Source organism: Desulfosarcina widdelii (assembly GCF_009688965.1).
Taxonomy (GTDB): domain Bacteria; phylum Desulfobacterota; class Desulfobacteria; order Desulfobacterales; family Desulfosarcinaceae; genus Desulfosarcina; species Desulfosarcina widdelii.
Genome location: NZ_AP021875.1, coordinates 5,865,355 through 5,883,347, shown reverse-complemented (window position 1 = coordinate 5,883,347; position 17,993 = coordinate 5,865,355). Strand labels below are relative to the sequence as shown.

Below are 17,993 nucleotides of genomic sequence, written 5' to 3'. Positions count from 1 at the left end.
GGGCCGCCGCAGCGCCTTAAAGTTGGTGCGTGGTTTCGGCGTCACCAATAGAAAAGGCGATCCGATTTCCCGTGGCCACTGTCTTGTGTCCCTTTTTTCAACACCCACATCATACAGGAGCACTCGATCATGAAAAACGTCCGATTTTTGCTGCCGATACTCCTTTCGATCACCTTCTTGCTGATCGTCTCGCCGGCATTGGCCAAACACAAGAAGCACCGGCCTTTTTTCGGCCCGGGCACGACAGGCGAGTGGACGGAGATCGATCCCGATGAAGTGTACCCAAATTTTACCTACCTCGGGCTCACCCCTTCATGTTCTTCTTGTCCACCCCATAAAGATCCAGAAACGGGTCAAATAATAACATATGACTCAAAATTTACTTTTTTTGCAAAAGAGGGCCAACAGAACGACCTGGTAATTTTTTTTCAGGGAGGTGGTGCCTGCTGGGACTCCATGAACTGCCTGTATGTGCACACCTATTCCGAAGACCAGCAGGAAACCTTAGCCAGTTTCGCCGATACGACGGACATGGGCATCTTTGACACCGGCAACCCGAAAAACCCCTTCAAGAAATGGGGATTCGTATACATCCCTTACTGCACCGGCGATCTGCACTGGGGGGCCAACGATGCGGAATATGCTGATTCTTTAGGGGCATATAGCGGTGTACCGCAAACAATCAAACATCGCGGCTTCGTCAATTTCCAGGTGGTGCTCAAATGGCTCAAGGACAACGCCCGCTACCCCGGACGCATTTTCGTCACCGGTTCCAGTGCCGGCAGCTACGGCGCCGCCATGGCCTTTGCCTATATCAAGAAAGCCTTTCCCTGGTCCCGGGTCTATCTACTGGGCGATGCGGGCAACGGGGTGACGGCTGGCCAGTTCAACACGGAAGGGGTATTTAACTGGAATGTCCAGATGCCCCGATGGATTTTCCCCGATGGCTATCAAGTGGACACCACCATCGCCGAAATCTACACCACCTTGGCTTGGTGGCACCCCTTCAGCCGACTGGCCCAGTACACCACGGCCTGGGACGGCACCCAGGTGTTTTTCTATAACGTGATGAAAAATATCAATCATGAAAACGCTCCCTACAATTGGCCGGTTGCAGATGATGATGGAAATATTGATGACTATGCCCCTTGGCTCGAATGGCACCAGCAGATGATCGGCTTCGCTTATGCTACGGCCGATTATACCTACAACTATCGCTATTACATTGCAGCGGGTACGGACCACACCATTCTACGATCACCGAAATTCTACACAGAAGAGGTCGATGGCGTTCCCTTCGCCGAGTGGGTCGCGGCTATGGTGGCAAGTCCTTTATATGGCAGGCATGGTAGACATTACAGGCACGGCTGGGACAGGTATCTCTGGCACAACGTTGAATGCGAAAACTGCGGCGCTTTGGATGTACTCCTGCAAACCGCCGACCAATAGATCTATGCCGCCCCTGAGTCCATAACCCCAAACAAAAACGGGCTCCCCAGGCAAATCCCTGCCCGGGGAGCCCTCATGAAAACAACCATGCCCCAAAAACCCATCGCCCGCCGGTAAAATCAGCTTCGACCTCATCGATTTTACCGCCTTTCTCTCCGCCCTGGATCAGATCGTAACACGGCTGGGCTTTGAGTCATCGAATACCATCGAACTGGACCCCGTCACCTACCTGACGATCTCCCAGCTTTAGAAAAGTCTTTTTACCCCTGTTCATCACGATGAAGGCAATACAGATCCTCCTTCAGATTTGAAAGAAATTGCCGATAACTCCACTGTTGTCCGGGAAACGGGCACCCAAGAAGGAGTGTCATTTTGGACGCAGCGGCTCCACCCACCTATCGTCAACGCCTTTTCAGAAAGTTGTTCGGGATCCCATTCGACCTGCCCGGCCGCTATCATCGCTACTTTATTGCCAGCAATTTCATGTTCGTCTTCGCACTGGTGGGACACAGTGCATTCATTCCCATCTTCTGGGTTCTGGGCGCCGCCCATGTCTTTTTTTACAATCTTCTCTGCGTGATTCTGGATGCCTTTTGCCTGTTTTTGAATCATCGCCGACAGCATGCCCTGGCCTTTGGGCTGTGGGTGACTGAAGTCGCCTTCCATTCCAGCCTGTGTGCCCTGGCCTACGGTTGGGACAGTGGCTTTCAGTATTACATTTTGAGTCTTACGGTCTTCGTTTTCATCGCACCGTGGAAACAAGCGATCAACATCCTTTCCCTATGCTTATTGATGGGTACTTATCTGGCCCTGAATATCCATTTTCAGGCGGCTTCTCCGTCCCACTCCCTCTCCCCTTTTCTGGAAAACAGTGCCGATATCATCAACATCGCGGTCAATTTCGTTGTTTTGGGGTACATGGCCTATCAGTATTCCCGGGCCAGCGAAAAAGCCCAGCAGGCCCTGGAAGAGAGTGAAAAAACGTTAAAAACCACCTTGGCGGCCTCGCCGGTAGGCATCGCCCAGGTTAAGGATCGAAAATCGCAGTGGACCAATGAAACCATGATCTCAATGATCGGCTATGACTCAGGCGAACCCGTCGATCCCGACATTCTCCGCTTTTTCCCGGACATCGCCAAAGTGGACCATGTCAGACAAATGGCTTACCGGATCGGTCAGTCCTCCATCGACCTGCCCGACACCCACCTCGTTCGAAAAGACGGCACCCATCTGCCCTGCCACATCAAAATTCGGCCCCTGACGCCTAAAGACGCCAGCCAGGGAGCCATTGTCGCCGTCATGGATATCAGCGAATTGAAGGCCGCCGAAAAGGAAAAGCAGGAACTGCAGGCCAAAATCCAGCGGTCGGAAAAAATGGAGGCCATCGGTACCCTGGCCGGAGGCGTGGCCCATGACCTCAACAACATTCTCTCGGGCGTCATGAGCTATCCCGAACTTTTGCTCATGGATCTTCCGCAGGACAGCTCTTTGCGAACGCCTTTGGAAACCATTAAAAAATCCGGAGAAAAGGCCGCAGCCATCGTCAAAGACCTGTTAACCCTGGCTCGTCGCGGCGTGCCGACCCGGCAGGTGGCCGACTTGAACGCCGTTGTCACCGAATACCTGGGCAGCCCCGAACACGCCGAATTGGCCAGGTACCATCCCGGTGTTCGCTTCGCCTCCGTTTTAGATCCGCATTTGAGCACCGTTACGGGGGCTGTTGCCCAACTTGGCAAAACGGTAATGAACCTCGTGTCTAACGCCGCCGAATCCATCTCCGAAGGCGGCACGGTAACCATTGAAACCCGGAACTGTATCCTGAATTCCGCCCATACCGGCTATGAGCTGATCGAACCCGGAGCCTACACCGTCCTTTCCGTTTCGGATACCGGGCAAGGGATGGCGACCAAGGATATGGAACGGATCTTCGAACCGTTTTTCACCAAAAAGGTGATGGGACGCAGCGGAACGGGTTTGGGTCTGGCTGTGGTCTGGGGAACGGCCAAGGACAACGGCGGCTATGTGGATGTAATCAGTCACCCCGGAAAAGGTGCCCGGTTCGACCTCTATCTTCCGTCCAGCCGTCAGATTGCCGAGCGTGATCGTGAAGACGAGGCGGTCGAAAAATTCATGGGCAACGGTGACCACGCCCTGGTAGTGGACGACGTTGCCGAGCAGCGCATTGTCGCCACCGGCATGCTGAAAAAACTGGGTTACCGGACCGACGCCGTTGCCAGCGGCGAAGAAGCGGTTGCATGGATGGCCAATAATCGGACCGATCTGCTGATCCTGGACATGATCATGGAACCTGGAATAGATGGTCTGGAAACCTACCGGCAAATTCTAAAGACGCATCCCAAGCAGCGGGCCGTCATCGCCAGCGGCTATTCCGAAACCCAGAGGGTTGTCCAGGCCCTGAAATTGGGGGCCGCATGCTACTTGAAAAAGCCCTACACCCTTCTTGAAATGGCCAAAACCGTCAAAAAGGCACTGCGCTGATCATTTCCCGACTAAAGTAGGTCGAAATCAGGTTCCAACATCGTCTTAATCTCTTCCGGGAAGGCCATGCAAATCGTTTCGTTGAACAGATTTCGCAGGGCGCCAACGTCCGTGGCTCCCAAGGCCTGGTTAAAAAATGTCCGGGGCGAGAAGAGAAGATGGAAACGGGCGGCGGCATCGTCTTTGGCCCCCGTGAAAAAATTCATATTGAAGCTGTAAATGCCCATCCGGTCGTAGCCTGCCATGAGACGGGTGAGACCATCGGCCAGATCCCGAAGATCTTGGTCGGTGAGTTCCAGGGTGGAGCGCGCTCCCGAAACCACGGCCAGAACGTCTCCGGCCACGCCCATGGGGGCGTAGGCACTCATCCAATGGGTCCGACCGATGGCACCGAGATACCGCTCTCTGTCCGCCTTTTCATGGGCAACCAAATCCTCCCAGTAATTGCTCTGGTTAGCCTCCAGATACCCCTTTGCGGCATCCAGCTCCTGGCGCATCAAATTGGGAGCCGATGCGGTCGAGAACACCTGCAGGTGGGGATGAATCAGGGAACTTCCGGCGGGGGGCATATAGTTCCAGTTGATCAGGTGGTAGACCGCTTCCGGATGGTCGACGGCTTCGACCCGGCGGAAAAAGTCAAAAGCCAGGTTGAACGAGCGGACGATACGCTCGACGGAAATCTCCGTCATGGGAATATAGTGGCGGTCACCCATGGTGGCCACAGCGCCCAGGGTGTCGTAAGGTGCGATGTTGGGAAAAAGAATCCGGTCCTCGTCGATCAACCGACCTTCCGGCAGGATTTCCCTGGGAAACAAGGGGGTGATTTTCAGGACTTTGTCCGGGCAGAAGGGACAGGTCTTCTCAGTCCCCGCGACCAACTGATCGAAATCGGGCTTTTGCCACTGCAGCTTCATGAAATGACAGATGCGGGCCGTCCTTCCAGTCAATGGATCGACACGAATTTCGCTGGGAATGGATCGCAAGGCCAGGTCTTTGGCAGGGTTGAGAATTTGGGTCTCTTTGCGGGTGGCGATAAATTCCATGGCGTGAGTCCTCCTCGCTTCTCGGGGTTTTATGCTAACGGAAAATAAATCCGTCTTTCAACGGATCTTCCGGATCCATGAGGAATTCGTTGCGACCGGTGATCCAGGCGCTGCCCTCCACTTCGGGAATGACAGCATCGAACTCCCCGAACGTGGTGGCCTCGACGACCCTGCCGGTAAAGCGGGTCCCCAAAATACTCTCGATGACGATAGATTCGTCGATGCCGACCTCTCCACGCGCATGGTGCAGGGCCAGGCGGGCGCTCACCCCGGTGCCGGTGGGGCAGCGGTCCACCTCCCCTTCGGCGAAGATGCACACGTTGCTGGAATGTACCCCCTTGCTGCGGGGCGGACCGACAATAATGGTGCCGTAAAGAAAACTCAGGTCTTCCTCGAAGGGGTGCATAACCGGGCCGGCGGCCATGACGGCCCGTTTGACGGCCATACCCTTGTCTATGAGAACATTGAAGTCTTGCGGTGCCGTGGTGACGTTCAGGTCCTCGGCCCTGACAAAAGCGTAAAACGCCCCGCCGTAAGCGATATCGTAGCGCACCGTTCCCAGTCCGGGCACGTCGACCGTCCGGTCCAGAGCATAGACGAACGAAGGGACGTTGTGGAAGAAGACGCTTTTGACATGGCCGTTCTGCAACCGGGCATGGGCGGTCACCAGACCGGCCGGGGCGTCGATACGCACCGTGGTTACCGGTTCAACGACCCTGACCATGCCCGTCTCCACCGCCACAGTGGTCATGCCGATGATGCCGTGGCCGCACATTGAGCTGTAGCCCTCGTTGTGCAAAAAGAGAACCCCAAAATCCGCTCCGGGGGACACCGGCTCGGTGACGATGCAGCCGTACATATCGGCATGGCCGCGCGGCTCCCACATGAGGGCCGTTCGCAGGTGGTCGAAACGCTCGATCATGGCTCGCCGTCGCGCCAGGATGGTTTCGCCTGCCAATTTTGGCAATCCGCCGGTAATGATGCGAAAGGGCTCGCCGCCGGTGTGGGCGTCGATGGTAGTGATTTTCCGCCAGTGTTCCGGCGGCGTCCATTGGCGCATTTTTTCCAGCATCGACATACCTGATCGTCTTGTAAAAGTATTATATTTCCAGTTTAGCGTCATTCCGGCGAAGGCCGGAATCCAGAGATTTGAATCCTTCTGGATGCCGGATCAAGTCCGGCATGACGAGTCTGGCCCTTTATAGACAACCCTCTACCTATGACATTTCGATCACCGTCCCCAACCCCTTCTCCTCGGCCGCCTTCAGCACTGCCGCAGCGGTCACCGCGTCCTGCACGGCCAGTCCAACGGATTTGAAGAAGGTGATCTCCTCGTCATTCTCTCGTCCGGGCTTCTCCCCGTTGACGATTTCACCGATTTCCGCGTCAATTTTCGCCTCGGCTTTGATAATGTCGCCGGCTTCGGCCAGCACCGCGTCGCGCTGGTCGACCACCACCCGCGCCCGATGGATGGTTTTCGGGTCGATCTCCTGCATCTCGGGAGTAAAGGCGCCCACACCAGTCACGTGGGTGCCTGGCTTCAGATCGTTGCCGTCGAAAAGCGGCGTTTTGGAAGTGGTAGCCGCCAATACGATATCGGCCTGGGCAACGGCGGCCTGGGGGGACGGTTCCACCACCGCCTCCGGCGCCTTAGGCCAGCCGGCAATCTCTTCGGCCAGGCGCCGGGCAGACGCCTCGAAAGGATCGACGATGGCTACCTGCGAAATATCGCGGACCGCCATGACTGCCTGGAGTTGGGCACGCCCCTGGACGCCGGCCCCGAACAAGGCAACGGTTTTGGCATCTTTTCTGGCCAGGTAGCGGGCCGCCACGCCCCCGGCCGCACCGGTGCGCAGGGCCGTGAGGCTGTCTCCCTCCATCAGGGCCAGGGGCATGCCGGTTCGGGAATCCATGGCCAGCACCGTGGCCGTTACCGTGGGCAACCCCAGGTCCGGGTTACCGCCGTATACGGAAACGATTTTCACCGCGAAGTCGCCAGTGTCGTGAAGATGGGCCGGCATGAGCAAAGAGACGCCCTTATCCGTGTGGACGCGGGACCGCAAGGGCATGGTGGCCTTGCCGGCGGCCAGTTGAGAATAAGCCGCCGCCACCGCATCTATGGCGGCGCTCATGGACAGAGAAGCACGGACGTCTGCAGCAGTGAGAACACGAATTTGCATGGTAAATACCTCTAAAGTTGGTTGAGTTAATTCACCCGATAATATGTTTCAGTTCATCCCGAATGGCCCCAAGATGCCGGGCCATCCAGCGGGCGGCGGCATCGCCGTCCCCAGCCTCGATGGCTTCCACGACCCGCTCGGCCGTCCGAATGGAAACCTCCCGGTAAGAAGCCGGCAGCAGGGCGGTCTTCAACTGCTTGTGATGGGCAACGACCTTCTCTAAAACCAGCTTGGTCAATTCGCACAGCACCACGTTGCCGGCGGCATCGGCCACCGCCGTGTGGAAGCGGATATCCGCATCGAGAAAAGCGGCGTAGGTTTCGTCCGAGGCTTCCACATTGGCCGTGACACGCTTCAACATCCGGATTTGACCGGGATCGGCCCGTTCCGCGGCCAGGGCCGCCGACCGGCACTCCAGCAGTTCGCGGGCCTCCATCAGGTCGAAAATGGAACCGGCGGCAAAGGCGGCATTGAGCTTCTCCAGCCCCCCATTGGCGTCGGGAAGGACCGCTTTGATGAAAGTCCCTTTGCCCTGCTGCGGCTCCAGGTAGCCCATCACCACCAGGGCGTTGATGGCCTCGCGAACCGACGAGCGCCCTACCCCCAGCATGCGGGCCAGATCCCGCTGGGCGGGCAGTTGGGTTCCGGGCTGAAGTTCGCCGGCGGTGATCTGGGCAACGATCTGCTCGGCCACCATTTCCGGCGCCGAACTTTTGCGGATGGTTTCGAAGGTCATCGCTTACATCTCTTCATGGACAGTCCGTCGAATAATCTCATCCTGCAGCTCGGCTGTCAAATCCACAAAATAGTCGCTGTAGCCGGCGACCCGTACGATGAGGTCCCGATAGTCGTCGGGATATTGCTTGGCCTGTTCAAGGGTCTTTCGGTCCACCACGTTGAACTGGATGTGGTGGCCGTCCATGCGGAAATAGGTGCGCACCATCTGGGCCAGTTTGGTGATGCCGGGATCGTCGGCCAACACCTGGGGCAAAAACTTCTGGTTGAGCAGGGTGCCGCCGGTGCGCAAGTGATCGATTTTGGCTGCCGACCGGACCACTGCCGTGGGACCGTTGCGGTCGGCCCCCTGGACCGGAGAAATGCCCTCGGACAGCGGCGAACCGGCCCGGCGGCCGTCGGGCAGGGCGCCGATGACGCTGCCGAAATAGACATGGCAGGTGGTGGGCAGCAGATTGACCCGATGGACGCCGCCGCGGGTATTGGGGCGGCCGTCGACAGCCCGGTAATAGGCTTCGAAAACCATCTGCAGGATCGCGTCGGCCGCATCGTCGTCGTTGCCGTACTTGGGGGTGTTGTCCAGAAGCTCCCGCCGAAAAGCGTCATGCCCGTCAAAGTCGGCGTCCAGAACGCCCAGGAAGTCATCCATGCTCACTGTCTGCCGTTCGAAAACGTGCGTCTTGAGGGCCGCCAGGGCATCGGTGACCGAGCCCAGCCCCACCCCCTGGATGTAGGTGGTGTTGTAGCGGGCGCCGCCGGCGTTGTAATCCCGGCCATTGGCAATGCAGTCGTCGATGCAAAGGGAGAGGAAGGGTACCGGCATCCGCCGGGCGTTGATCTGCTCGATCATGTTATTGCCGCGAATCTTGATATCGATAAAATGGTCGAGCTGACGGCTCCAGGCGGTAAGCAAGGCATCAAAATCGACAAACTCGCGGGGATCGCCGGTGGCCGGCCCCAGCTGCCACCCGGTCCGGGGATCGACGCCGTTGTGCAGGGCAAGCTCCAGCAGCTTGGGCAGGTTGAAATAGCCGGTAAGAAAATAAGCCTCGCGGCCGAACGCCCCGGCCTCGACGCACCCGCTGGCGCCGCCTTCCCGGGCGTCGGCCAGGCTCTTGCCCTGGCGCACCAGTTCCTGGACGATGGCGTCACTGTTGAAGATCGAGGGCTGCCCGAACCCGGTGCGCACGATCTTCAATGCACGTTTGATGAACCGGTCCGGATTTTTTTTGCTCAACTGCACCATGGAAGAGGGCTGCAGCAGGCGCATCTCTTCGATCACATCCAGAATGAGGTAGCTCAGTTCGTTGACCGCATCGTTGCCGCCGGCCGTAACCCCACCTACATTGATCAGGGCAAAATCGACGTAAGTATTGCTCTCCTTGGCGGTCACGCCGGTTTTGGGCGGCGCCGGATGGTTGTTGAACTTGATCCAGAAGGCACACAACAGTTCTTTGGCCTGCGTCTCGGTCAGCCGCCCTTTCTCGAGATCCTTTCTATAAAAGGGGTAGAGATGCTGGTCCAGCCGACCGGGATTGAAGGCGTCCCAGGGGTTGAGTTCGGTGATGACCCCCACGTGGACAAACCAGTAGGTTTGCAGCGCCTCCCAAAAGGTCCTGGGGGCATGGGCCGGCACCTGTCGGCAAATGGCGGCCATTTGCGCCAGTTCGGCCCGGCGCTGTTCATCCGCCTCGTCTTCGGCCATTTTTTCCAATGCCTCGGCATGGCGCCGGGCAAAAGCAATCATACCGTCTGCGGCAACGGCCATGGCCTCCAGCTGGTTCTTTTTCTCCATGGCTTCCGGGTCGTTAAAAAAATCCAGCGCTTGGATAGTCGCCTCGATCTCGGCTTTCAGGTCCAACATGCCCTTGTGGTAGATCTTGCTGCCACAGGCCGTGTGCCCCGGAGATCGTTGCTCCTGAAATTCGGTAAAGATACCGGCATGATAGGCAGCCTGCCATTCCTCGGGCAGTTGGGCGAAAAGAGTTTCCCGAATGGAGTGTCCCTGCCAAAAAGGGATGATCTCGTCGCGGTAGACATCTCGGACGGAATCGTCCACGGCAAAGGCCACCTTCTCGCGGCCGGCAATGATCTCCAGATCCTCTAAAGAGTGCACGCACACTTCCGGATAGGTGGGGGTGGCTTTGGGGGCCGGCCCCCGTTCGCCCACGATCAGTTCGTCGGGGTCGATGCAAATGGCTTTGTTTTCCATGATGTGGGCAAAGGCCATGGCCCGCTGGATGGGCACCGGCGCCGTTCGGGCGACGCCGCTCTTATAGAAATCGGTCAGCAGGCGAGCCCGCTCGTCGGACAGGCTGGGAACGGCCTTCAGGCTTCGGGATCGCAGACGATGGATGCGTTCGTTCATGGTTTATCCTCCAATGGAAACATCGAATCCGGTGGACTCGAAACGGTCTTTGATGGCGGCCACATGGTCCGGGGAGGGCGGGTCGATCCCCGCCATGGGATCGGCGAGCCCCAGGCGGCGGTATTTTCCGCTGGCGATGCGGTGAAAGGGCAGCAGATCGATTCCCTGGATCGATTTGAGCCCGGCGGCGAACCGGGCAATCTGCTCCAGGTTGGTTTGTGTATCGGTCATGCCGGGAATCAACGGAATCCGCAGGCGCCATGGCGTCAAACCGCCGTCGATGCGGTTCAGGTTCTCTATAATCGATTCGTTGGACACGCCGGTGTATTTTCGATGCAGATCCGCATCCATGATTTTAAGGTCGAAAAGTACCAGTTGCAGCCGGGGCAGCAGCCGGTCCAAAACCGCCGCCGGTGCGAAGCCGCTGGTGTCCAGGGCGGCATGGATGTCGCGCCGGTTGCAGGCGTCAAGCACCGCCTCCAGAAATCGGGGTTGGGCCAGAGGCTCGCCACCGGAAAAGGTTACACCGCCGCCGGATTCATCGTAAAAGAGCTGGTCCTTCTCGATGGCGGTCACCAGTTCGGCCACTTCCATGACCTCGCCAACGGTCTCATGGACCGCTCCCTCCGGGGAAGCTTTCACCATGGAAACGGGCCGGGGATCGATGCCCTCCGGGTTGTGACACCACCGGCACGACAATGGGCAGCCCTTGAAGAACACGGTGGTGCGAATGCCGGGGCCGTCGTGAAGGGCATAGCGTTTAATTTTGAAAATCGTGCCTTGGGTCATAATCGTAGAATGAATCTGTTGCCAGTTGTAGCGGCCATTAGGTCTTGAACCCTTTTTACAACGATTTTTCGCCTGAAGGCAAGATGTTTTCAGGTCTTCAGACCACCTGACCCAAAAAAACTGAGGTCGCGTATATTTATACCTCACACACATAACGGGAATTCCATGCAGGGGCACGGCGCGCCGTACCCCTGCGAAGACCGCGTTTTCTCTGTTCCCACGCGAGCATGGAAGAAAGGTGAACATACAATTTTTACCCTACATTCAGGAGCTTGTCCATTGACTTTGCAGGTGTTATTTCTTAATTTCAAAAAAGGCCGCGATTGCGCTGGTATTTTTAAACACCGGCAATTGGCTCAATGACAGCATCCCGCAGCGATGATCGCCTTGGAGGTATGGATGACAAAAAGAAAAGGCAAACCGGTAAGCTTCGATGCCATGGTCAAGTTTTTCATGCACAATTACAACATTCCCACCAAACGGGATATCGACAACATCAACCTGCGGCTCGACCGCCTGGAAAAACTCATCCGGACGCTTCCCACCGGAAACCGGCGGACAGCTTCGCGCAACGCCGGGAAAGCCCCCCAAAACGCTACGGAACGGGTTCTGGAAATCATCACGAACAGCCGCGACGGAATCGGCATCGCGCAAATCCGGGAACAGACCGGCTACGACGACAAAAAGCTCCGCAATATCATTTTTCGACTGAACAAAACGGAAAAAATCACCCGGATCGACCGCGGCCGTTACAAAGCCGCCGAATAGCTCCCTTACAAGCAACCTTAGGAAAGGGCAAGGCAACGCCTCATGAACCATCCATTGGACAAGAACAAGCCCGGTATCGGCGCAGGCGACCGCATCGGCGGCTACATGGTAGCCAAAACCGCCTATCTTACGGACATCCGTTCCTGGCTGTACCAACTGGAACATGAAGCCACCGGCGCCCGGCACATCCACATCGGCAATGCGGACCGGGAAAATACCTTTGGCGTGGCTTTCAAGACCGTGCCTTCGGACTCTACCGGCGTGGCCCATATCCTGGAACACACCGTTCTTTGCGGCTCGAAGCGTTTTCCGGTGAGGGACCCTTTCTTCTCCATGCTTAAGCGCAGCCTGTCCACCTTCATGAACGCCTTCACCGCCTCGGATTGGACCATGTATCCGTTCGCCACCCAGAACCGCAAGGATTTCTACAACCTGATGGACGTCTACCTGGATGCGGCCTTTTTCCCCAAAATCGAAGAACTCAGCTTCAAACAGGAGGGCCACCGGCTGGAAGTGGTGGGGGAAGGCGCCGATATGCACCTTGAATACAAGGGCGTAGTCTACAACGAGATGAAAGGGGCCATGTCGTCGCCGGATCAGGTCCTGGTCCGCTCCCTGCTCAACGCCCTCTATCCGGACACCACCTACAGCAACAATTCCGGCGGAGAGCCGTCGGCGATCCCGTCGCTGACCCATGAACAGCTCAAAACCTTCCATGCCCGGCACTATCATCCGAGCAACGCCTTTTTTTATACCTATGGCAATCTGTCGCTGAAAGAGCACCTGGCATTCATCGAAGACCGCGTACTCCGGCATTTTTCGCGCATCGATCCGGGAACCGAGGTGCCGTCCCAACCCCGCTGGCCGGCGCCGAAAACCGTGGTCTATCCCTACCCCCTGGATCCTGACGAAAATGCATCCAAGAAGTACCAGGCTTGTGTAGCCTGGCTGCTGACCGACATCCGGGACACCTTCGAAGTGCTCGTTCTGGCGGTGATCGAACAGATCCTCATCGGCAATGCGGCCTCCCCGCTGCGCAAGGCCCTGATGGACAGCCAGTTGGGCACCGCCCTTTCCGACGGCACGGGCTTCGATGCCGAAAACCGGGACACCATGTTTTCGGTGGGGCTAAAGGACATTGCCGAATCCGCCACCGAAACCATCGAAACAATCGTCTTCAATGAACTGGAGAAGCTGGCCCGTGACGGCATCGATCCGGAACTGGTGGAGTCTGCCATCCACCAGATCGAGTTTCACCGCAAGGAGGTCACCAATACCCCCTATCCCTATGGCATCAAACTGCTGATCGGTGTTGCGGCCAGTTGGATGCACGGCGGCGACCCGGAGCGCATCCTGCAGTTGGACGCCGATTTTGACCGTCTGCGGAAGGCGCTGGCCGAAGGCCCCTTTCTAGAAAAGAAAATCCGGTCCTATTTTCTGGACAACCCGCATCGGGTCCGGTTCCTCTTGAAACCCGATCAGACCATGGCCGAGAAAGAAAACCGGCGAGTGGCCGCGGAACTGGCCGAGATCCAAAGCAACCTGGCCGAATCGGATCTTCAGCAAATCCGGGCCGATGCAGCAGCGCTGAAAGCCTTGCAGGAGACCAGCGAGAACGTCGCCTGCCTGCCTACCTTGGAGCGCGAGGACATTCCACCAGCCGTTGTGAAGATCGACCCGGTTCCGGGCTGCTTTACGCCGCCGGTGTGGGCTTACGATCAATCGACCTCCGGCATCTTTTATTTTTCGGGGGGTCTGGGGGCCGGAAACATTGCCCCCGATCTGCTTCCGCTGGTGCCGTTTTTCTGCTATGCGGTCTCCCGAACGGGTACCGCTGCCTCCGATTACACCCAGATGGCCCGCCGCATGGATCGGGTAACCGGTGGGATCGGATTCAACGCCAATGCCCGCACCCGATTTGATGACAGCGGCGCCTGTCTGCCCTTTGTGACCTTTACCGGAAAATGCCTCAATCGCAATCAGGATCGTATGTTCGACATTATCCAGGAACTGGCCACCCAGGTCGATTTTCGCGATCTGACCCGGCTGCGGCAGCTTGTTCTGGAATACCGGGCCGGCCTGGAAGCCGCCGTGGTCCACAACGGCCACCGCCTGGCCATTTCACTGGCGTCGCGAAGCTTCACCCCGGCCAATCAACTTCAGGAGATATGGGGCGGCGTCCATCAACTGCACACCATCAAAAGGCTGGAAAAGGAGACCGCTGGCGAGGGCGTCGAAAAACTGGCGGCCAACCTGAAATCGGTCGGAGACACCCTTTTCTGCCGCGAGAACGCAACCCTGGCTCTGGTGGGCGAGACAGAAATGCTGGACAAGGCTGTCGATCCGATCAACACCCTGACCGCAGCGCTTCCCGGAAATGGCGTGGGGGGCTTCGTCCCGCCCGCCCTGGCCGATTCGCCGGGCATTGCCCTGGAAGGCTGGAGCACCGCCACGGCCGTCTCCTTCGTAGCCCAGACCTTTTCCACAGTGCGCCTGGGCCATGCGGACAGTCCGGCGCTCTCCGTCATCGCCAAGATGCTGCGTTCCCTTTATCTTCATCGGGAGATCCGTGAAAAAGGCGGGGCCTACGGCGGATTTGCTTTGTACAATGCCGAAGACGGGCTGTTCAGTTTCGCTTCGTATCGGGATCCCCATATCGCGGGCACGCTTCAGGTCTATGACCGGGTGGCCGATTTTATCCGCTCGGGGAAATTCACCGAAGAAGATGTCAAAGAAGCCATTCTACAGGTCTGCTCGGAAATCGACAAGCCCGACCCCCCGGGCCCCGCTGCCCGCAAAGCCTTTTACCGCCGGATTATCGGCCTTTCCGACGAAACCCGCCTTCGACACAAGGAGAATCTGCTGCAACTCACCCGTGAAGCGGTAATGGCAACCGCAAACAGATATTTTACGGAAGACCGATCCAACAAAGCGGTGGCCGTGATTTCCAGCCGTAGCCTGCTGGAAGCCGCCAACGAAAAACTGTCGGGAAGAAAGCTCATCCTGCAAAACGTTTAACCCCTGCCGCCAGCGGTGTTGTTGCTTTTCGCTTGCCCGGGACGCCCAATTTTCCTCATGAACCGTGTTTTCTTGCCGATAATAATCGAAGGCACGCATGAAATGATCGGAATTTCGGGGAGCCGCTATACAAACAATGTCAAATAAAACGACAGACCAACCGGTCATCGACGACCGGACGCCGCTATACAAAAGCAGTATTGTGGCCAATTACGTCAATTATCTGCGATCCCGGGGGGACGTGGATATCGATGATTTGTTGCGTTGCTGCAAACTGGATCTTGTCGACATCAACGACGAAGGCCACTTCCTGAACCAGGAACAGATCAACAAATTCCATCACTGCCTGGACGAAAAGCTCAAAGATCCTGAAATTTCATATAAAGTCGGCCTGCACGCTCTGAAGATGAAGTCAACGGGGACGGTGATGCAATACGGCCTGCAGTTCATCACCCCCGCCACCATGTACAAAGCCGTGGATCGCGTCTATCCCAATTGGGCGCGCGGGCATGTCAGCCGAACCACGATCGTCGGTAAAAACCGGGCCCGGATCTCCGTTTCCGTTCGCCAGGGCCTGCATGAAAAACCCTTTCAGTGCGAAAACCGCCGCGGCATTTTCGAAGCCATCGGCAAGATCCACACCGGTCGGCCGGCAACGGTCACCCATCCGACCTGTATCCATCGAGGCAACGATGCCTGCGAGTACGAGGTAACCTGGCAAGAGCGGCCATCCGCCGTCTGGAAGCGGATGGGCGCCTATTTCAGCCTGATTTCCCTTTTGATCGCCGCCGGGGCCCTGTTTCTGGTTTCGCCAATCATCTGGACCGCCCTAATGTTCTGCCTGACCGCCATCGGCCTGTCCATTTTTCTGGTGGGCAGTACCAAAAACAGCCGCGAATTGGCCGGTTTTCTCAAAGAGCAAGGGGATGCCGCCGGTCAACTGCTCAAGGAAAATGAAACCCGCTACCAGAATTCCCGCCTGGTCTTCGAGATCGGGCGTGCCGGTGCCGACATTCTGGAGGTCAATTCCTTTTTGGATACCGTGCTGGATTCCATGGCGCGCAACCTGGATTTCAGCCGGGGGATGATCCTGTTGTGCGACAGCCAGGGCCAGTACCTGCAATATGCTGCCGGTTTCGGTTTTTCCGGATTTGAGCAGCAAATATTAGAGGGCTTGAAATACCCCATCGATCTGGAAAACTCCTCCGATCTTTTTATCAAAATTCTGAGATCCGGCAACCCGATCGTGCTGAACAATGCCAGGGAGAAAAAAGCCGAAATGGCACCCAACAGCATCGCCCTGTTGGAACGGCTCAACGTCGAGGCCCTTGTCGGCATTCCCCTGGTTTACAAGCAGGAGCCCCTGGGGCTTCTTTTCGTGGACACCCAAAAAGCCGAGCGCGAGTATACCACCAGCGATGTCAACATCCTCATGGGCATCGCAATGCAGATCGCCACCGGCATCGTCAACGCCCGTTCCTATGAGCGCCTCCAGGAAAGCGAACTGCGCTACCGCCTGCTGGCCGAAAACGTCAACGATATCATCTGGGTTCTGGATGTCGACTCTCTGACCATGACGTATGTCAGCCCTTCGGTGGAAAAGGTCATGGGGTTTACCCCCGACGAACTGATGGCCATGACCATTGACCAGTACCTGACCCCTGAATCCTTTGATCGTACTGCTGCTGTCTTGAGGCAAGCCGTCGAGAATGTGCGGACAGGGCAGATTGACCCCCGTAATTACGGTCAGACTTTAGAAATTGAAGAGTACCACAAGGATGGAACCATCGTCCCCGTGGAGGTTACCGCCGGCTTGATGGTCGACGCTAACGGCCGTCCCAACGGCGTCCTTGGTATTTCCCGGGATCTGTCGGAGCGCAAAAAGGCTGAACGGGAAAGACAGGAAATGGAAAGAAGGCTCCAGCAGGGCAACAAGATGGAGAGTCTGGGCACCATGGCAGGCTCCATTGCCCATAATTTCAACAACCTGCTGATGGTGGTGCTGGGCAATCTGGAAATCGCCAAAGAGGATCTGCCGGACGACGCCCCGGCAGGCAAAAGCATCCAGCGCGCCATCAATGCCTCCCAACGGGCAGCGGATCTGAGCGGCATGATGCTGACCTATGTGGGCCAACTGAAGAAAGAGAGCTTCCCGGTAGACCTGTCTCAACTGGTCACGACGGAACTGGAAAAGCTGGATGAATCCAAGATGGCCCATCTCACCCTGGAGCTGAATCTTACCGACCCCATGCCACTGGTGGCCGCGGACACCGATCAGATGCGCCAGATGATATCCGGATTCATCACCAACGCCATTGAAGCGCTGGAAGGGGAAAAAGGAACTGTACGCATATCTACCGGGACCATGCAATGCGATGCCGGCTACCTGTCTACGACCTACCTGAGAGAGGATCTTCCCGAAGGCATGTATGCCTACGTATCCGTTGCCGACACCGGCTGCGGCATGGATCCGGAAACGCTGGGCAAGGTGTTCGATCCCTTCTTTTCCACCAAGTTCACCGGCCGCGGACTGGGCATGGCGGCGGTCATGGGCATCATTCGTTCCCATTCGGGAGCAGTGAAAGTGGAAAGCGAAAGAGGCAAGGGATCGACGTTTACCGCCCTGTTTCCCATTCAGGGGATCTCCTTGAGCCGGACGACGACCAAGCCGGTTGAAGAGGAATCCACCAGCAATGAAAAAACCGTTTTACTGGTGGACGACGAGGACATGGTGATGGAGATCGGCGTCCGGTTCCTCGAGCGCCTCGGCTACCGGGTCGAAACGGCCTCGAACGGCCGGGAAGCGCTCGACATTCTCAATCGGGCGCCCCGCCAGAGCATAGACTGTATTCTGCTGGATTTGACCATGCCCGGCATGGATGGCCTGGAAACCATGCAGCAGGTCAGAAAAATCCGGCCCGACCAGAAAGTTATTATTGTCAGCGGCTATACCCGCCAGCAGATCGAAGACCGGTTTGCCGACGTCACCCCTCCGGACGAGTTCATCCACAAACCGTTCGAAATGAAGGCCTTGAAAGAGACCCTTTGCAGTGTGATGGCAGAACCCGATTGAATTGCATTTGGGTAAAAAAAAGGGAAACGGCCAAAAGCCGTTTCCCGGATTCGCCCTTTTTAAGTAAAACC

Annotated in this window: 11 protein-coding genes; 5 read left to right on the top strand and 6 right to left on the bottom strand. The window is 57.2% G+C overall.

The genetic code is table 11. The features are described from left to right. Positions 1 to 129: 129 nt before the first annotated feature. The gene (locus GN111_RS26970) at positions 130 to 1,449 is read left to right on the top strand and encodes a pectin acetylesterase-family hydrolase (RefSeq protein ID WP_155306718.1); all 1,320 of its coding nucleotides are present in this window, start codon (positions 130 to 132) and stop codon (positions 1,447 to 1,449) included. Between the two features lie 372 nt (positions 1,450 to 1,821). Beyond that, complete coding sequence (locus GN111_RS26965) at positions 1,822 to 3,948, top strand: hybrid sensor histidine kinase/response regulator (protein ID WP_155306717.1); 2,127 nt, start codon at positions 1,822 to 1,824, stop codon at positions 3,946 to 3,948. A gap of 11 nt (positions 3,949 to 3,959) precedes the next feature. Here GN111_RS26965 and GN111_RS26960 read toward each other — a convergent pair whose 3' ends face one another. The 6 genes from GN111_RS26960 to GN111_RS26935 form a co-directional block, all read right to left on the bottom strand. Then, positions 3,960 to 4,991 carry a hypothetical protein gene (locus GN111_RS26960; RefSeq protein WP_155306716.1) on the bottom strand — a complete coding sequence of 344 codons (1,032 nt, stop codon included), beginning with the start codon at positions 4,989 to 4,991 and terminating at the stop codon, positions 3,960 to 3,962. Between the two features lie 34 nt (positions 4,992 to 5,025). Then, positions 5,026 to 6,063: a proline racemase family protein gene (locus GN111_RS26955; RefSeq protein WP_197740432.1), complete on the bottom strand. Its 1,038-nt coding sequence runs from the start codon at positions 6,061 to 6,063 to the stop codon at positions 5,026 to 5,028. Positions 6,064 to 6,208: 145 nt separating this feature from the next. Continuing rightward, entirely contained in the window at positions 6,209 to 7,171 is a 963-nt protein-coding gene (locus tag GN111_RS26950) for an ornithine cyclodeaminase family protein (protein WP_155306714.1), read from the bottom strand. Positions 7,172 to 7,202: 31 nt separating this feature from the next. Further along, the gene (locus tag GN111_RS26945) at positions 7,203 to 7,907 is read right to left on the bottom strand and encodes a FadR/GntR family transcriptional regulator (RefSeq protein WP_155306713.1); all 705 of its coding nucleotides are present in this window, start codon (positions 7,905 to 7,907) and stop codon (positions 7,203 to 7,205) included. Positions 7,908 to 7,910: 3 nt separating this feature from the next. Beyond that, positions 7,911 to 10,274, bottom strand: coding sequence for a trans-4-hydroxy-L-proline dehydratase (gene hypD / locus GN111_RS26940; protein WP_155306712.1), 2,364 nt, complete (start codon positions 10,272 to 10,274; stop codon positions 7,911 to 7,913). 3 nt (positions 10,275 to 10,277) lie between these two features. Continuing rightward, positions 10,278 to 11,063, bottom strand: a complete 786-nt coding sequence (locus GN111_RS26935) for a glycyl-radical enzyme activating protein (RefSeq protein ID WP_155306711.1) — start codon at positions 11,061 to 11,063, stop codon at positions 10,278 to 10,280. A 399-nt stretch (positions 11,064 to 11,462) separates the two neighbouring features. On the opposite strand from GN111_RS26935, the gene GN111_RS26930 reads away from it, so the two are divergent. From GN111_RS26930 to GN111_RS26920, 3 genes are all read left to right on the top strand, one after another. Then, positions 11,463 to 11,831 carry a hypothetical protein gene (locus GN111_RS26930; protein WP_231715568.1) on the top strand — a complete coding sequence of 123 codons (369 nt, stop codon included), beginning with the start codon at positions 11,463 to 11,465 and terminating at the stop codon, positions 11,829 to 11,831. Positions 11,832 to 11,873: 42 nt separating this feature from the next. Then, positions 11,874 to 14,849, top strand: a complete 2,976-nt coding sequence (locus GN111_RS26925; RefSeq protein WP_155306710.1) for an insulinase family protein — start codon at positions 11,874 to 11,876, stop codon at positions 14,847 to 14,849. A 136-nt stretch (positions 14,850 to 14,985) separates the two neighbouring features. Beyond that, positions 14,986 to 17,922: a PAS domain S-box protein gene (locus tag GN111_RS26920; protein WP_155306709.1), complete on the top strand. Its 2,937-nt coding sequence runs from the start codon at positions 14,986 to 14,988 to the stop codon at positions 17,920 to 17,922. The last annotated feature ends 71 nt before the right edge of the window (positions 17,923 to 17,993 follow it).